At 73.4% G+C, this 15,109-nt stretch carries 15 protein-coding genes; 3 read left to right on the forward strand and 12 right to left on the reverse strand.

The window, feature by feature from the left end; all coding sequences use genetic code 11:
• Positions 1-100: 100 nt before the first annotated feature.
• Together AC5L34_RS26525 and AC5L34_RS26530 are read left to right on the forward strand one after the other, a co-directional pair.
• Positions 101-1,081 carry a GlxA family transcriptional regulator gene (locus tag AC5L34_RS26525; RefSeq protein WP_494827462.1) on the forward strand — a complete coding sequence of 327 codons (981 nt, stop codon included), beginning with the start codon at positions 101-103 and terminating at the stop codon, positions 1,079-1,081.
• Positions 1,078-1,842 carry an HD domain-containing protein gene (locus AC5L34_RS26530; protein ID WP_494827464.1) on the forward strand — a complete coding sequence of 255 codons (765 nt, stop codon included), beginning with the start codon at positions 1,078-1,080 and terminating at the stop codon, positions 1,840-1,842. Before AC5L34_RS26525 ends, AC5L34_RS26530 begins: the two co-directional genes overlap by 4 nt.
• Before the next feature lie 144 nt (positions 1,843-1,986).
• Here the strand turns inward: AC5L34_RS26530 and AC5L34_RS26535 are convergent, their stop codons facing one another.
• From AC5L34_RS26535 to AC5L34_RS26560, 6 genes are read right to left on the reverse strand one after another with little or no spacing between them, the layout of a single operon-like run.
• Entirely contained in the window at positions 1,987-3,564 is a 1,578-nt protein-coding gene (locus AC5L34_RS26535) for a hypothetical protein (protein ID WP_494827466.1), read from the reverse strand.
• Positions 3,564-3,863 carry a YciI family protein gene (locus AC5L34_RS26540; protein WP_101409390.1) on the reverse strand — a complete coding sequence of 100 codons (300 nt, stop codon included), beginning with the start codon at positions 3,861-3,863 and terminating at the stop codon, positions 3,564-3,566. Before AC5L34_RS26540 ends, AC5L34_RS26535 begins: the two co-directional genes overlap by 1 nt.
• On the reverse strand, positions 3,860-5,182 hold the full coding sequence (locus AC5L34_RS26545; RefSeq protein ID WP_494827468.1) for a hypothetical protein: 1,323 nt from the start codon (positions 5,180-5,182) through the stop codon (positions 3,860-3,862). The genes AC5L34_RS26540 and AC5L34_RS26545 overlap by 4 nt, the downstream gene beginning before the upstream one ends.
• A gap of 40 nt (positions 5,183-5,222) precedes the next feature.
• Positions 5,223-5,984, reverse strand: coding sequence for an SDR family NAD(P)-dependent oxidoreductase (locus AC5L34_RS26550; RefSeq protein ID WP_441176739.1), 762 nt, complete (start codon positions 5,982-5,984; stop codon positions 5,223-5,225).
• On the reverse strand, positions 5,981-6,961 hold the full coding sequence (locus tag AC5L34_RS26555; protein ID WP_494827470.1) for an alpha-ketoacid dehydrogenase subunit beta: 981 nt from the start codon (positions 6,959-6,961) through the stop codon (positions 5,981-5,983). Before AC5L34_RS26555 ends, AC5L34_RS26550 begins: the two co-directional genes overlap by 4 nt.
• Positions 6,954-7,889 (reverse strand): thiamine pyrophosphate-dependent dehydrogenase E1 component subunit alpha, encoded by a 936-nt coding sequence (locus AC5L34_RS26560; RefSeq protein WP_441176741.1) that lies wholly within the window; start codon positions 7,887-7,889, stop codon positions 6,954-6,956. The genes AC5L34_RS26555 and AC5L34_RS26560 overlap by 8 nt, the downstream gene beginning before the upstream one ends.
• Positions 7,890-8,019: 130 nt before the next feature.
• On the opposite strand from AC5L34_RS26560, the gene AC5L34_RS26565 reads away from it, so the two are divergent.
• Positions 8,020-9,150, forward strand: coding sequence for a mandelate racemase/muconate lactonizing enzyme family protein (locus tag AC5L34_RS26565; RefSeq protein ID WP_441176742.1), 1,131 nt, complete (start codon positions 8,020-8,022; stop codon positions 9,148-9,150).
• Positions 9,151-9,212: 62 nt separating this feature from the next.
• Here AC5L34_RS26565 and AC5L34_RS26570 read toward each other — a convergent pair whose 3' ends face one another.
• Genes AC5L34_RS26570 through AC5L34_RS26595 form a run of 6 tightly spaced genes read right to left on the reverse strand, consistent with a single transcriptional unit; the run spans position 9,213 to position 15,031 of the window.
• On the reverse strand, positions 9,213-9,653 hold the full coding sequence (locus AC5L34_RS26570) for an L-rhamnose mutarotase (protein ID WP_494827473.1): 441 nt from the start codon (positions 9,651-9,653) through the stop codon (positions 9,213-9,215).
• The gene (locus tag AC5L34_RS26575) at positions 9,650-10,483 is read right to left on the reverse strand and encodes a carbohydrate ABC transporter permease (protein ID WP_363901345.1); all 834 of its coding nucleotides are present in this window, start codon (positions 10,481-10,483) and stop codon (positions 9,650-9,652) included. The genes AC5L34_RS26570 and AC5L34_RS26575 overlap by 4 nt, the downstream gene beginning before the upstream one ends.
• Positions 10,480-11,439: a carbohydrate ABC transporter permease gene (locus AC5L34_RS26580; protein WP_089000831.1), complete on the reverse strand. Its 960-nt coding sequence runs from the start codon at positions 11,437-11,439 to the stop codon at positions 10,480-10,482. Before AC5L34_RS26580 ends, AC5L34_RS26575 begins: the two co-directional genes overlap by 4 nt.
• Positions 11,440-11,494: 55 nt before the next feature.
• Positions 11,495-12,793: an ABC transporter substrate-binding protein gene (locus tag AC5L34_RS26585; RefSeq protein WP_441176745.1), complete on the reverse strand. Its 1,299-nt coding sequence runs from the start codon at positions 12,791-12,793 to the stop codon at positions 11,495-11,497.
• Positions 12,780-13,811, reverse strand: a complete 1,032-nt coding sequence (locus AC5L34_RS26590) for a Gfo/Idh/MocA family protein (RefSeq protein WP_441176746.1) — start codon at positions 13,809-13,811, stop codon at positions 12,780-12,782. Before AC5L34_RS26590 ends, AC5L34_RS26585 begins: the two co-directional genes overlap by 14 nt.
• Entirely contained in the window at positions 13,808-15,031 is a 1,224-nt protein-coding gene (locus AC5L34_RS26595; protein WP_494827475.1) for a M20 metallopeptidase family protein, read from the reverse strand. The genes AC5L34_RS26590 and AC5L34_RS26595 overlap by 4 nt, the downstream gene beginning before the upstream one ends.
• Positions 15,032-15,109: the final 78 nt, after the last annotated feature.

Below are 15,109 nucleotides of genomic sequence, written 5' to 3' on the forward strand. Positions count from 1 at the left end.
GGCACGGCCGTACGGTCGTTCGTGGGCGGGGCCCCGGATGGCCGGATGTGCGGTGCGGCCGTCCTTGTGGCCCTCGGCAGGGGGTGACCAGACTTCTGGTGTGGAGATCCTCCGGACCCGCGAGGTGGTCGTGGTGGTGCACGACGGCGTCGTGCTGCTCGACGTGGCGGGGCCCGTGCAGGTGCTGCACGGCAGCGGCGGCTACCGGATCCGACTGGCCTCGGTGGACGGTCGCGCGGTGCGCACCGACGTGGGCGTACCGCTCGACGTGGAGCTGACCCTGCACCAGGTGCGGCACCGCTTCGACACGCTCCTGGTGCCCGGCCTCCCCCTCGCCACGGCGCAGCCGCCGCCGGCCATCGTCGCCGAACTCCCCCGCCTCAGCGCGCTCGCCCGCCGTACCGCGGCCATCTGCACCGGCGCGTTCCTGCTCGCGGCGGCGCGGCTGCTCGACGGCCGCCGGGCCACCACCCACTGGGCGGCCTGCGCGGAACTCGCGGCGCGGTTCCCCGCGGTCCGGGTCCGGCCCGACGCCCTCTACGTGCGGGACGGGCCGCTGTTCACCTCGGCCGGCGTGACCGCGGGCATCGACCTGACGTTGACGCTGGTCGAGGACGACCACGGCCCCGAGCGCGCCCGCACCACCGCGAAGTACCTGGTGGTCTTCCTGCACCGCCCCGGCGGCCAGTCCCAGTTCACCGTGCGGGGCAGCGCCACGGCCGCCCCCGGCAGCGCCCTGCGCCGCGTCCTGGACGCCGTCGCCGCCGACCCGGCCGCCCCGCACACGCTCGCCACGATGGCGGCGCACGCGTCGCTCAGCGAACGGCACCTCACCCGCCTGTTCCGCCGCACGGTCGGGACCACCCCCACCCGGTACGTCGAGCAGGTCCGGGTGGAGGCGGCGAAGACCCTGCTCGAGGCGACCCACGACGGCGTGGACCGCATCGCCCGCGTCTGCGGCTTCGGCTCGGACGACACCATGCGCCGCGCCTTCCTGCGCGGCATCGGCACCACCCCGGCCGAGTACCGCCAGCGCTTCCGCTCGGCACACCCCACCCCTGAGAGACGAGGTACCCCGTGACCCCTTCCTTCTCCCGACGCACCGCCCTCGGCACGGGCCTGGCCGCCGGCGCCGGCGTACTCACCGGGCTGGTGGCCGCCACCCCGGCCGCCGCGCACGACCAACCGGAGGCCGACCTGTCCTTCCCGTCCACCCGGCTGGCCCGCGAGGCGATCCGGCTGATCGAGGACGCGCAGGAGGCCTTCCTGCGCAACCACAGCCTGCGCAGCTTCCTCTTCGCCCGCGAGGCCGCCGCGCGGGCCGGCCGGCGCCCCGGGCGCGACTACGACGAGGAGGTCGTGTTCCTGATCTGCGCCCTGCACGACGTGGGCCTGACCGGGCACGCCAACTCCGACCAGCGCTTCGAGATGGACGGTGCGGACTTCGCCGCCCGGTTCCTCGAGGAACGGGGCGTCACCGACCGCCGGGTCGACACCGTGTGGGACGCGATCGCCATGCACACCACGCGCGGCTTCCGCGACTCACCGGTCTTCCAGCGCCGCCGACCGCCCGAGATCGGCATCGCCCAGACCGGGATCGGCATCGACCTCATGGGCACCGACAGCCCGGTGCCGCCCGCGTACGCCGAGCGCGTCCACCGACGCCACCCCCGCCTCGGCGGTGCCCGGGCCGTCACCGACGCGATCGAGGCGCAGGCGCTGGCGAACCCCCGCAAGGCGCCGGCCGCCACCCTGCCCGGCGAGATCCTGCACCAGCGCCACCCCGAGCTGCCCTACCTGACCTGGGACATGCTCCTGGATGCCAACGCCTGGGGCGACTGACCCACCGGGGCGCGAGACTCGACGGCCCTCGCACGACCCCCTCCCGCACGGCTTCGCCTTCCTCGACGCCCGGGGCCCCTTTACCGCGGTTCTCGGCCCGCGACCCGGTGCGCTCCTCCGGGCGCCGGCTCGGGCGTCGCCCGATCAGCCGGCGGAGTGGGCGTGGCGGGCGGCCCGCTCCGCCAGCCACAGCCACCGGCGCTGCACCTCGCCACCGGTGGCGGCGACCATCGCCAGGGCGTCCCCGCGCACCGCGGCGAGGGCGTCCGCCGTGGCCACGCCGTCGTCGAGCACGGCCGCCGCGTCGCGGAACGCCTCGGCCTCGGCCGCGCCGCCGAAGCGGGGAACGACCTCGTCGCGCCAGAAGTCGGCCCAGGCCAGGTCGGGGTTCCAGGTGAAGCGGGCGTACGCCAGGTAGCTGATCTCGTTGGTGGGGTGGTACGCGGACGCCTCGGCGAAGATCGTCAGCCCGCGCAGCCCGGCGTCGCCGGCCCGGATGCCCATGTCGGCGTACATGTCGGGCACCCAGGAGTGCCGCTGCCGGTTCCACTGGGAGCCGGCGTGGGTGCGCAGCACGTTGGTGGTGTGCGGGAGCTGCTCGACGTGCGCGGCGGTGAGCCGGTGCCGGTTGTCGTACCAGAAGCCCCGGTTGACGCAGTACTGGTAGGCCACGTCGTCGGGCAGCTCGGCCAGCGGCTTCTGCGCCTCCAGGTCGAAGATGTTGTCCCAGTAGACCTCGACCAGGTGCCGCAGCGGTACGCCCGCCGGGCCGGTGCGCCGAGCCGTCTCCAGCAGCGTCGGGTAGACCGAGCGCATCGCCTCGTACGACCAGGAGGTCCGCTCGCCGCCCGTGCGGGCGGCGCAGCGCCGGCAGGCGCAGCTGCCGTAGTCGCCGGTCTCGAAGTTGATGCCCCCGACGGGCAGGGTGTCCAGCAGCCAGTCGACGGCGTCGCGGTGCCAGGCGAGGTTGTCCGGCTGCGAGGGGCAGGCGGCCATCATGTACTCGCTGGCCGGGAAGTGCAGGTCGCCGAAGTCGTCGATGTCGAAGCCCACCTTCTTGGGCAGCTCGGCGGCCAGGTCGGGCCGCTGGCGCAGCCAGGTGGCGAGGTTGTAGCGGTGCCGGCCGTCGAAGTAGATGCCCCCGTAGGCGTTGACGCCGATGCCGGCGATGATGCGTACGCCCCGGGCGTTGGCGTACTCGCACAGCTCGCGGGCCGCCTCGACGCCGCCGTGGGCGTCGCGCAGCAACCCGTAGACCACGATGCCGCCGATCCGCTCGCGGCTGCAGAAGTCGACCAGCCGGCGGTAGTCGGCGCCGAAGGCGTCGGCGCCCTTGGCGTACGGGTTGAGCGCGCCGATCTCCTGCTGGCCGAGCTGGCGCAGGTCCCAGTTGGTGGAGTGGTCCCAGGTCCACAGTGTCCGCAGCGGCAACCCGGGCGAGTCGGTCCGCACGCCAACGGGCAGACCGGCCGGCGTGGCCAGGGTGGTCAGCTCCCGGGCGGCGTAGATCAGGCCGGCGAAGGGGTCACCGGTGAGCCGGATGTCGCCCCGTTCGGGCACCTCGATGCGGTAGCCGCCCTCGGGCAGGGCCGGGTCGACGTCCAGGTCGACCGTCACCGCGTCGGGGCGCTCCCCCCATGCCTGGGTCAGCAGCTGGGCGGCGTACGGCGCGGACGCGGCGCCCCGCACCCGGATTCCGGTGATCTGACGGTACTGCGACATCATGACCTTCCATGGGGTGGCGGGATGGCGGCCAGGTAGTCGGCCACGTCGATGGCCGTCCACACCCCGTGCCGCCAGTAGGGATCCTCTTCGCAGAGGGCGCGGGCGGCGGTGGCGTCGGCGGCCCGCAGGACGAGGACGGAGGCGCCGAGGTCGGCCCGTGCCCCGGCGATCAGGGCGGTGCCGTCGGCGAGCAGGGCCTCGACGCGGGCGAGGTGCTCCTGCCGGTGGGGTTCGCGTCGGACGGCGGCGTCGGCGGCGAACGTGGCGGTGACCAGGAAGGTGGGTTCGAATCTCACACCCCGCCGCCGATCTCGTCGAACAGCCGCTGCATCTCCACCCGGTAGACGGTCTGCGGCCGGCCCGCGCCGGTGCTGACGTGCACGCCGATCTCCTCGGCGTAGCCCGCGGCACGCAGGGAGTTGAGCAGCCGGCGTGCCGAGCGGACCTCCACCCCGTACGCGTCGGCCAGGCCCCGCGCGGTCACCTCGTTCGGGTCCGTCTGGCGCAGCGCCTCCAGCAGCCGGCGGGTGGACAGCGGCCCGAGCCGCAACTGCTCGGAGATGCGTAGCACCCCGGACGCGGTCTCGCGGAGCCGTTGCTTCACCGGGCTCTCGCGGCTGGAGTAGATCTCCCCGTCGGGGAAGACCACGTGGGTGTCGCCGCTGCCCCGGCCGAGTGCCAGTGCCTTGCGGGCGTTGTCCTCGGCGGCGGCGATGGTGGTGCCCGCGCCGAAGCCGAGGGTGTGCTCGACGTCGACGCCGCGCAGAGTGAGCAGCGTCGCGTGCCCGGAGCGCTGCCGGGCGATGGCGCTCTCCACGGTGCCCCGGGTGGTGGTGATGAGCAGCGTACGGTCGTCGATCGTGCTCAGCCGGCCGCGCATCCGCTCGGCATGTTCCAGCAGGGCCTCGCGCAGCCGCAGCCGCTGCCGCTCCACCTGGTACGTGTCGTGCCCGCGGCCGCCCTGCTCGGCCACCTCGATCATCATGACCGCGATCTGGGTGGCCCGGGACTGCCGGATCTCCGCGGCGAGCCAGGCCCGGCGCAGGGCGTCGCGGACCGAGGCGCGGGTGTGCTCGACACGCCAGACCGGCACCCCGCTCTCGCGCAGGTCGCGGTGGACCGCACCGAGGCAGGTCAGGCACGCCTCGACGGCGCCCGAGGCGTACCGCTCGCGGTGGAAGGCGACGATCTCGTCGAGGCCGGAGAAGAGCAGCCCCGAGGAGTCGGCGATGGGCAGGATCTCGGTGGGCGGGGTCAGCTCGATGTCGTGGTAGGTCTCCCGGACGATGTCGGCCTCGATGGTGTCCACGCTGACCGTGGGCAGCCGCCCACCGCTGGCCAGCAGCATCCGCGACAGCGTGCGGTAGAGGTCGATGCCGGCGTGCGGCATGTAGTCGATCTCGGCGCGCAGCCCCCCGGCGGAGGCCGCGAAGGCGTGCGGGATGCGCCCGGTGAACAGCAGCACCTGGCACAGTTCGTCGAGTTCGCGGGCCAGCTCGGGGGCCTGCTCGGGTCGGGTGTAGGCGCGGACCGTGAGGTCCCCGGCCCGCCCCTCCCCGGCGGAGACCTCCTGCACGAGCCGGATCGAGTCCTCCGGTCCGATGATGCCGATCACCTTGTCGCCTCCACGTCGTCGCCGTCCTCGGGTCGGCTGCTCAGCCGGTGTGGACGGTGCCCACGACACCGTCGCTGACCGGCGATGCCAGCAGGACCAGCGTGGACGCGACGTCCTCCGGCCGACCAAGGGCGGCCTCGATCTCCGCGACCCGCTCCCCGTCCGCGCCGTTGGTCCGCGCCTCGGCCAACGACCTGCGCATCAGCGGCGTGTCGATGTCGCCGGGGCAGAGCGCGTGCACACGGATCCCCTGTGGACGGAGCTGTCGGGCCAGGGTGAGCGCCAGGCCGTGCAGCCCTCCCTTGCTCGCGCCGTAGGGTACCGACCCCGATCCGTTCAGCACGCCCGCCTTGGACCCGACGAGCACGAGGACGCCGGACCGGCCGGCGAGGTGTCGTACGGCGTGCTTGGCGACGAGGAACGGCCCGGTCAGGTTGACGGCGAGCACCTGGGACCACAGCTCGGCGGTGACCTCCCGGACGTCCAGACCCTGCCCGCGCATGACGCCCGCCACGTGCAGCACGGCGTCGATGCCGCCGAGGTCGGTGGCGGCGCCGTCGACGGCGGCGGCGACCTCGGCCTCGACGGTCACGTCGACCCGCCGGGCGCAGGCGCTCGCACCGGCGGCGCGCGCCTGCTCGGCGGCGCTGGCCGCGCCGTCGCCGTCGGCGTCCAGCACGGCCACCGCCGCGCCGGCGGCGGCCGCGGCCCGGACGGTGGCGAGGCCGATGCCGGAGGCGCCGCCGACGACGACCACCCGCCGGCCGGCCAGCAGGCCGGCCTGCGGGGTGTCGACGCTCACGGACGGACCGTCCGGCGCACCGCCGCCACCACGTCGGCGGCCTCGGGCACCACGGCGGCCTGGAGGGCGGGGGCGGCGGGCATCGGCACGTCCGGGGCGGCCACCCGGGCGACCGGGGCGCGCAGGTCGGCGAAGCACTCGGCGGCGGCCCGGGCGGCGATCTCCGCGCCGAACCCTCCGGTCAGGTTCGCCTCGTGGGCGACGACCAGGCGGCCCGTGCGCGCCACGGAGGCGGCGACCGTGTCGAAGTCGAGCGGGTTGAGCCAGCGCAGGTCGATCACCTCGGCCTCGATGCCCTCCTCGACCAGCTGGCCCGCCGCGTCGAGCGCGGCACCGACCATCCGGGACCAGGCGACCACGGTGACGTCGCCGCCCGGGCGGACCACGCGGGCGCCGCCGACGGGTTCGACCGGGGCGTCGGTGCGCACGGGCCCGCGCGTCGGGTAGAGCATCCGCGCCTCGGCGACGACCACGGGATCGTCGCTGACCACGGCGGTGCGCAGCATCTGGTACGCGTCGTCGGGGGTGGCCGGCAGCGCGACGCGCAGGCCCGGGGTGTGCGCGAAGTACGCCTCCGGCGAGTGGGAGTGCTGGGCGCAGGCGCCGGGCGAGTAGCCCTGCTGCATCCGGATCACCAGCGGCGCCCTCCACCGGCCGTTGCTGGAGTAGTGGATGGTCGAGATCTGGTTGACGAACTGGTCCATCGCCACGAACGAGAAGTCGGCGTACATGATCTCGGCGATCGGGCGCAGGCCGGTCATCGCCGCGCCGAGGGCCATGCCGAGGAAGCCGGTCTCGGAGATGGGGGTGTCGAAGATGCGGGCGGAGCCGAACCGCTTGTGCAGCCCCTTGGTGGCGCCGAACGGCCCGCCGGGCAGGGCGACGTCCTCGCCGAAGTAGACGGTGTCGTCGCGGCTGTCCAGGGCCCAGGTGAGTGCGGCGTTGACGGCCTGGATGTAGCGCAGGGACTCAGACATGGACGTGCTCCTTGGCGGTCGCCGGGTCCGGGAACGGCACGGCGCGGGCGGCGGTGACGGCGGCCTCGACCTCGGCGGCCACCTCGGCGTCGATGGCGTCGAGCCGGGCGGCGAGCGTGGCGTCAGCGGCCTGCCGGATCCGGGCCAGGGGCTCGCGCGTGCGGGCGGCGGCGATCTCGCCGGCCGGCCGGTAGTGCTGCACGTCGCCGCTGTAGTGGCCGACCAGCCGTTCGGTCATCGCCTCCACGATGGAGGGGCCGGCACCCTCGCGGGCCCGGGTGACGGCCTCGCCGACGGCCTCGGCCACGGCGTCGGGGTCGTTGCCGTCGACGACCCGGCCGGGAATGCCGTAGCCGGCGGCGCGCTCGGCGAGCTGGCGTACGCGGACCATGTCCTCGATGCGGGACATCTCGGAGTAGACGTTGTTCTCCACGACCAGCACCAGCGGCAGGTCCAGCACGGCGGCGAGGTTGATCGCCTCGTGCACGTTGCCCTGATTCATCGCGCCGTCGCCGATGCTGACCAGCGAGACCGCGCCGCTGCCGGTGCGCTGCGCGGTCAGCGCGGCGCCGGCGGCGACCGGCACTCCGGCGCCGACGATGGAGTTCTCCCCCAGGAACCAGCGGCTCGGGTCGGACAGGTACGGCGAGGCGGCCCGGCCGCCGCAGAGCGCGGAGTCGCGCCCCATCATCTCGGCGAAGAGCCCGGTCATGTCGACGCCCCGGGCGACCGCCCAGCCGTGGCCACGGTAGGTGGCGGTCACGTGGTCGCCGTCGCGTAGCGCCCGGCAGGCGCCGACCGGGATCGCCTCCTGGCCGTTGCACAGGTGGATCGAGCCCGGGATCTCGCCGTCGTCCTTGAGGGCGGCCAGCCGCTCCTCGAACCGGCGGATCCGGGCCATGAGCCGATAGTCGTCCGGCAGACCCATCACACCCCCAATAGCAGTTAGAGCCTTATTGCGGCTCGTTCGTTCCGAAGCCTAGACCAGGTCCGTAAGGCTATGGAAGAGTGCACTAGCAAGTTTCTGGCCGTTATTGGTCTCTAATTTGGGGGCAAGTATGGAGATCACCGCCGTCGAGTCGGTGGTGCTGGGCGACGCGCACTTCGTCCAGCTGCACACGTCGGACGGGCTGGTCGGCGTCGGCCAGTCCGCGTGCTGGGGCTACCCCGCCGCGGTGCACGCCGTGGTGGAGGCGTTCCGTCCCCACCTGCTCGGCGCCGACCCCCGCCGCATCGAGCACCACTGGCACCACCTCTACCGGATGGGCCCGTTCCGGGGCTCGGTGCTCTCCGCCGCCGTGGCCGCGGTGGACATCGCCCTGTGGGACCTGCTCGGCAAGCGGCTCGGGGTCCCGGTCTGGCAGTTGCTGGGCGGGCGCGTACGCGAACGGATCCGCCTGCACCTGCTGCTGCCCGGCACCGGCGCCGACGCGCTGGCGGCGCAGGCGGCGGCGGCCGTGGCCGACGGCTTCACCGCGGTCAAGTTCGATCCGCTGCCGGCCGACTACGCCGACCTGTCGCTGGCCCGCCTGGTCACCGCCACCGAGGCCACCACGGCGGCGGTACGCGACACCGTCGGCCCCGACGTGGACCTGCTCGTCGAGCTGCACCGCAAGCTCACCCCGTTGCAGGCCGAAGCGGTCGTGCCCGCGCTGGCCCGGCACCTGCCGTTGCTGGTGGAGGACCCGATCCAGATCGACAGCGTCAGCAGCCAGGCCGACGTCGCCCGGCGGGCCCTCGGCGTGCCGATGGCCAACGGCGAACGGCTGCACACCATCTGGGAGTTCAAGGAACTGCTCGCCCAGGGCGGGGCCCAGTACGTCCGCCCCGACCTGGGCCTGGCCGGCGGCATCAGTCACGCCCGCAAGATCGCCGCCCTGGCGGAGGCACACCACGCCGCCGTCGTCAGCCACAACTGCCTCGGCCCGCTGCTGACGATGGCCTCGGTACACCTCGACACCGCGATCCCCAACTTCGTGGTGCAGGAGTACTCCCCCCTCGACGACCAGCTGGCCGAGGGCCCGGCGCGGGCGTGCGTACGGCGCGAGGGCGGCTTCCTGCCGGTGCCCGAGGAGCCCGGGCTCGGCGTGACGCTCGACCTCACCGACGCCGCGCCCCTGGACCTGACGGGCCGGCCCCTGCACCGCATCCCGCTGCGCGCGGACGGCTCCGTCGCCTACGCGGTCTGAGCACACGCGACGGTTGCCCGGCGGCGTGCGCCGCCGGGCAACCGTCGTACGGGCCGTCCCGCTCACGCCGGGGGCGGCCGGCCCGCGTGGTGGAAGACCGGGTACGCCCACAGCGGCTCGCCGTCGGCGTCGGCGATCTCGGCGAACAGGTGCGCCAGCGACCGCGTCCAGCGCGCCTGCACGGCGGATGCCCCGGTGACCCGGCGCGCCCGCGGGTAGCCGTCGCGGGTGCGCAGCACGCAGATCAGCAGCAGCCCGTGCCGGTAGATGTGGTAGTCGTAGACGCCCGCCTCGTCCAGCAACGCCGACATCTCCGGCCAGATCTCGGCGTGCCGGCGCTCGTACTCCCCCTCGGCACCCGGCCGCAGCCGGTAGAGGTGGCACAGCTGCTCCCCCGGCCCCGCAGCCCCGGGATCGGCCGCCGGCGCGACCCCGCCGGGGCGGGCCGGGCCGGGGCCGGCGGGAACGGGGCCGGAGCCGGAGCCGGCCACCGGGCGGATCACTTGCCGGAGCCGGCGAGCGCGCCGGAGACGAGCTGGCGCTGGAAGACCAGGTAGATGATCAGCACCGGCAGCAGGGCGACGATCAGGCCGGCGCTGACCAGCGGCACCGACACGTCGTACTGGCCGCTGAGCAGGCTGACGCCCACCATCAGGGTCTTGCTGTCCGAACCGCCCATGATGACCAGGGGCAGCAGCAGGTCGTTCCACATCCAGACGAAGTTGAAGATGGCCAGCGCCGCGAGTGCCGGCGCGGCGATCGGGGCCAGCAGCCGGAACAGGATGGTGAAGTGGCCCGCGCCGTCGACCCGGGCCGCCTCGATCAGCTCGTCGGGCACCTGTTGGAAGTAGCCGGCGAGCTGGTAGGTGCCCAGGGGCAGCCCGAACGCCGCGTACGCCAGGATCAGCCCCTGGTACTCGCCGGACATGCCCAGGTCCAGCACGGTCTGGTAGAGCGGGTAGATGATCGCCTGACCGGGGATGGTCAGGGTGATGATGATCAGCAGGAAGACCACCTTGCCGCCGCGGAAGCGCAGCTTCGTCACCGCGTACGCGACCAGCAGCGCGGCGAGCACCGACAGCACCAGCCCGCCCACGGTGGTGATCAGCGAGTTGAGCAGCAGCCGGGGCATGTCCATCCGGCGGAACGCCTCGAGGTAGTTGTCGAGGGTGATCCCGCTCGGCAGCCCCAGCGGGTCCTGGGCGAAGCCCGTCTGCGTCTTCAGCGAGCTGACCACCGTGAACAGCAGCGGGTAGACCGCCGCGACCGCGACGACGACCAGCGCGAACGTGAGCAGGTAGCGCCCGGCCCGGGCGAAGTGGCGCTGGTTCATCGCGGCTTCCTGGTCCCCTCTGTGAACATGTGCCGCACGCTGAAGATGGAGAGCACGGCGACGAAGACGAACAGCGCGATGCCGATGGCGGAGCCGTAGCCCCGGTCCAGGAACTGGAAGGTGGTCAGGAAGACCAGGTACTCCGGCAGCATCGTGGCGTCGCCCGGCCCGCCCTGGGTCAACGCGTAGATCAGCGGGAAGAGCCAGATCAGGACGCCAGAGGCGCACAGCACGCTCCAGTACGCCACGGTGGGCCGCAGCATCGGCACCACCACGGAGAGCAGCCGACGCCAGAACCCGGCGCCGTCGAGGTAGGCCGCCTCGAGCGTCTCCTCGGGGATGGTGGCCAGGCCTGCCAGGTAGGTCATCACGCCCAGGCCGAAGAAGCTCCACAGGGCGACCGCGACCAGCGAGAACAGCGCGCTGTACCGGCCGTTGAGCCACTGGATCGCCAGCGGTTCGAGGCCGACCGTACGCAGCAGGGCGTTGAGCGGACCGTCCGGGGCGAGGATCTGCCGGAACATGATGCCGACGACGATCGGGGCGATGGTGTACGGGACGAAGTAGACGGCCCGGAAGAACTTCCAGCCCGGCGAGCGCTGGTGGATCAGCAGCGCCAGCACCAGCGGCAGCACGATCCACACCGGCAGGGTGGCCACCACCAGCAGGGCGTTGCGGAAGCTGGTGAGCACCATCGGGTCGTCGAGCATGCGGGTGTAGTTGTCGGCCCCGGCGAACGAGCTGCCACCGAACCCGCTGGACGACTCGGTGCTGGTGATCACGCCCCGGATCAGGGGCACCACCTTGAACATCACGGCCAGGACCAGCGCGGGCAGCACCAGCACGGCACCCAGCCACCACTCGCGGGCCCGGCCGGGGCGCGGGGGCCGCCGGGCGGATCGGGTCGGCTTGTCGGCGGCCACCGGCTCCGGCACCGGCGCGGTGGAGATCGTCATCTGGCTTCCTTCTCCGGCTGGCGGGGCGGGGCGTGTCCCGCCCCGCCCCGTACGGCTACTTGGCCTGCTTCTTGGTGGGGCTGCGCTCCAGCGCCTGCTGCATCTGCTCGGCCCACTTGTCGACGGTCAGCTGACCGAGGCTCACCTGCTGCCAGCCGCGCGCCAGCGCGTCGGCCTCGGGCCCGGAGAGCATCACCCCGGCGTGCAGGGTCGGCTCGGCGACCAGCTCCTGGATCTTCTGGAAGGCCGGCGAGGAGGGCAGCAGCGCCTTGTCGACGTTCTTGTTCAGCGGCTGGCCCTTGGCGTGCTTCACCCACAGCTCGCCGTTCTCCTTGCCGGCGAGCCAGGTGATGAACTCCAGCCCGGCCTGCTTCTTCTCGCTCCACTTCGTCACGCCGTAGACGGCGCCCTCGATGCCGGAGAACTTCTGCGCCAGCGGGGCGCCCGGGTCGGCGGCCGGCCAGCGGGTCACGCCGAGCTTGTCGTCGCCGAGGGCCTTGCCGAACGCCTCCCAGTTCACCGCGTCGGAGATGATCGTCCCGGCGAATGCGGCGTCGCCGCGCTGGAAGATGTCCGCGCCGTCGGGGAGCATCGTGATCGACGGGGCGTTGCTGTTCGCCCAGCCCTTGGTGGTGATCTCGGCGAGCTTGCCCAGCACCGCGACCAGCTTCGGGTCCTTCCACGACAGGGTGCCGGCCAGCAGGCCGCGGATGTCGTCCTCGCTCAGGTAGCTGCGGGCGATCTCGGGGAAGTCCCAGTAGGCGGGGAAGGTCCCCGACAGTCCGAGGGCCAGGCAGGTCTTGCCGGCCTTCTTCACGGCGTCGCAGGCGGCGCTGAACTCGGTCCAGGTCGCCGGCGGCTTCTCCGGGTCGAGCCCCGCGGCGGTCAGGATGCTCTTGTTGTAGTAGAGGACGTTGCCCTGGTACGAGAAGGGCACGCCGTAACAGGGCTTGGCGGTGTCGAAGCCCTCGCAGGCGCCGCTGTAGGTGACGAGGTCCTTGTTGATCTCGGCCGCCTTGTCGCCCAGCGGCTCGTACGCGCCGCGCCGGTCGAACAGCTCCAGGCCGGCGTTGTTGGCCATCACGTCCGGGCCCGACTGGGAGGTGATGTAGGGGCCCTGCACCTCGGGGTACTTGTCGAAGGGCACCGACTGCATGTCCAGCTTGATGTCCGGGTGGGTGGCCTCGAAGCTGGTCTTGACCTGCTTCCAGTACTCGGTGCCGCCCGGCTCCCAGGTCAGCACCTTGAGGGTGACCGGTCCGGATGAGGCGTCGTCTCCTCCGCAACCGGTCAGCAACGCGGCGGCGGCCATGCCGGCGGCGACGATGCCGGCGGCCAATCTACGTCGAGTCATCGGCAGAAGCTCCTGTCAGCGAGGGGGATGGGGGAACTCGGCGGGGGGCGCCGTCGGCGGCGGCGCTGTCGGCGACGGCGGCGGCGATCTGCACCACGTGCAGCCCGTCGGCGAGGGGGACGACCGGCGTGGGCTCGCTGCCGTCCAGCCGGCGCAGGAAGTGCCGGATCTCGGCGGCGAGCGCGCCACCGCCGTCGGCCGGGGAGAGCAGCCAGTCCGGCGCTTCGGTCCGCTCGGCCTGCACGAGCAGGGCGGGGTGGGCGAGGTCGACATGGCCGATGCCGTCGGTGCCGTACACCTCGACCAGGTCGGCGGTGTGGTTGGGCGTGTCTTCGGGAAGGAGGTAGCTGTTGCGGACCGACGACACGACGCCGTTGGCATGTCGAAGCTCCGCCCACACCAGCACCGGCGTCGCCGATCCCGGGCGGGTCCGGGCCGCCGCGCGCACCTGCACCACCGGTGACTGCGCGTACCACAGCGCCAGGTCGATGTCGTGCACGGCGGTCAGCAGGGCGGGATGCTCCCCGGGGAAGAGCCGGGTCAGGGTGCGGGGGCGGTCCCGGCGGGAGGAGACCGCCAGCACCTGACCCAGCCGGCCGGCGCGCACGGCGTCGTGCAGCGCCCGGTGGGCCGGGCTGTAGCGCAGGAGGTGCCCCGGCTGGCAGAGCACCCCGTACGCCTCGGCGGCGGCGACGATGGCGGCGGCGTCCGCGACGGTCGCGGCCAGCGGCTTCTCGACCAGGACGGGCACCCCGGCGGTGATCAGGTCGACGGCGACGGCGCGGTGGGCGGAGCCGGGCACGCACACGGAGGCGGCGTCCGGCGCGCCCGCGTCGAGCAGTTCGGCGACGGTGGCGAAGGTGCGCGGGACGTCGTGACGGGCGGCGACCCGGTGCCGGGTGGCCGCGTCGGGATCGACCAGCGCGTCGACCCTGATCCCCAGCGCCTGGTAGGCGGCGACGTGCCGCACGCCGAACGCGCCGCCGCCGATCACCGCCACCCGCGGCCCGTGGCTCATGCGTCCACCGCCCCGGCCGGCGCCGGCACGGCGTCGGCGACGCCGGCACGCAGCCGGCCGTCGAGGACCGCCCGCGTGAGCCGCTCCAGTGCGGCCACCCCCGTCACGAGGCACCGCTCGTCGACGTCGAACGCGCCGGAGTGCAGCGGAGCGCCCCCGCGCTCGCCGGTGACGCCCAGCTTGACGTAGAGGCTCGGGCCGAGCGCGCCGAGCAACGCGAAGTCGTCGGTGGTCAGCGGCGGTACGGGCAGGTCGACGACGTCGACGATGCCGGGCAGTTCGGCGTGCGCCAGGGTGACCAGCTCGGCGGCGTTGCGCACCGGGGGCATCTCGTTGGCCCAGGTGAAGCGCACCCCGAGGTCGAGCGCGGCGGCCTGCTGGCGGGTGACGCGTTCGATCACCGTCTTGAGTCGCTCCCGCACGGCCGGGTCGTGGGTGCGCAGGGTCCCGGTCGCCTCGGCGCTGGCGGCGACCTGGCTCTGGCTCGCCCCGCCGGAGATGGTGCCGATGTTGAAGGCGACCAACTCCTCGGGGTTGCGGGCCCGGGCGACGGCGGCGTGCAGGGTGGTGACCATGGCGGTGAGGCCGAGGATGGCGTCGCGCCCCAGCGCCGGGGTCGCGGCGTGCGCGGCCAGCCCGAGCACCTCGACGCGGAACGCGTCCTTCGCGGCCATCGCGGTGCTCCGGTCGACGCCGAGCGAGCCCGCCGGCAGGTCGGGCCAGCAGTGCAGGCCGAGCACGGCGGCGTACCGGCGGTCGCGGAACGCCTCGTGGGCGAGCACCGCGGCGGCGCCGGAGTCCGCGCCGAACGGGATCTCCTCGGCGGGCTGAAACAGCAGGGTCACCGAGCCGCGGGCCGGCGGGTCGGCCGCGAGCCGGGCGGCGACTCCGTAGGCGACGGTCATGTGTACGTCGTGCCCGCAGGCGTGGCAGACGCCGGGGTTGCGGGAGGCGTACGGCTGTTGCTTGGCGTCCTGGACGGGATAGGCGTCCATATCGGCCCGAAGGAGAACTTCGGGTCCGGATGCGGCTCCATCGATCTCCAGGGCCAAGCCGGTCCCGGCGATTCCGGTCCGGATCCGGCCCAGCGGCCGCAGCAACCCTTCGAGAGTAGCGGCCGTCTGCCTTTCGGTGAACCGCAGCTCAGGGTGTTGATGTAGCTGGCGCCGCAGCCGGACCAGTTCATCAACGTTGTCGCCTTCCAGCGTCACGCGGTTCACCCCTTGCTCGCGCCCTAGAATCCGGACCTAATTGAGACAAGAACCTAAGTCAGGGGTGCCGCCGCGTCAATGGCCTGC

It is taken from the genome of Micromonospora sp. ZG13, assembly GCF_059359355.1.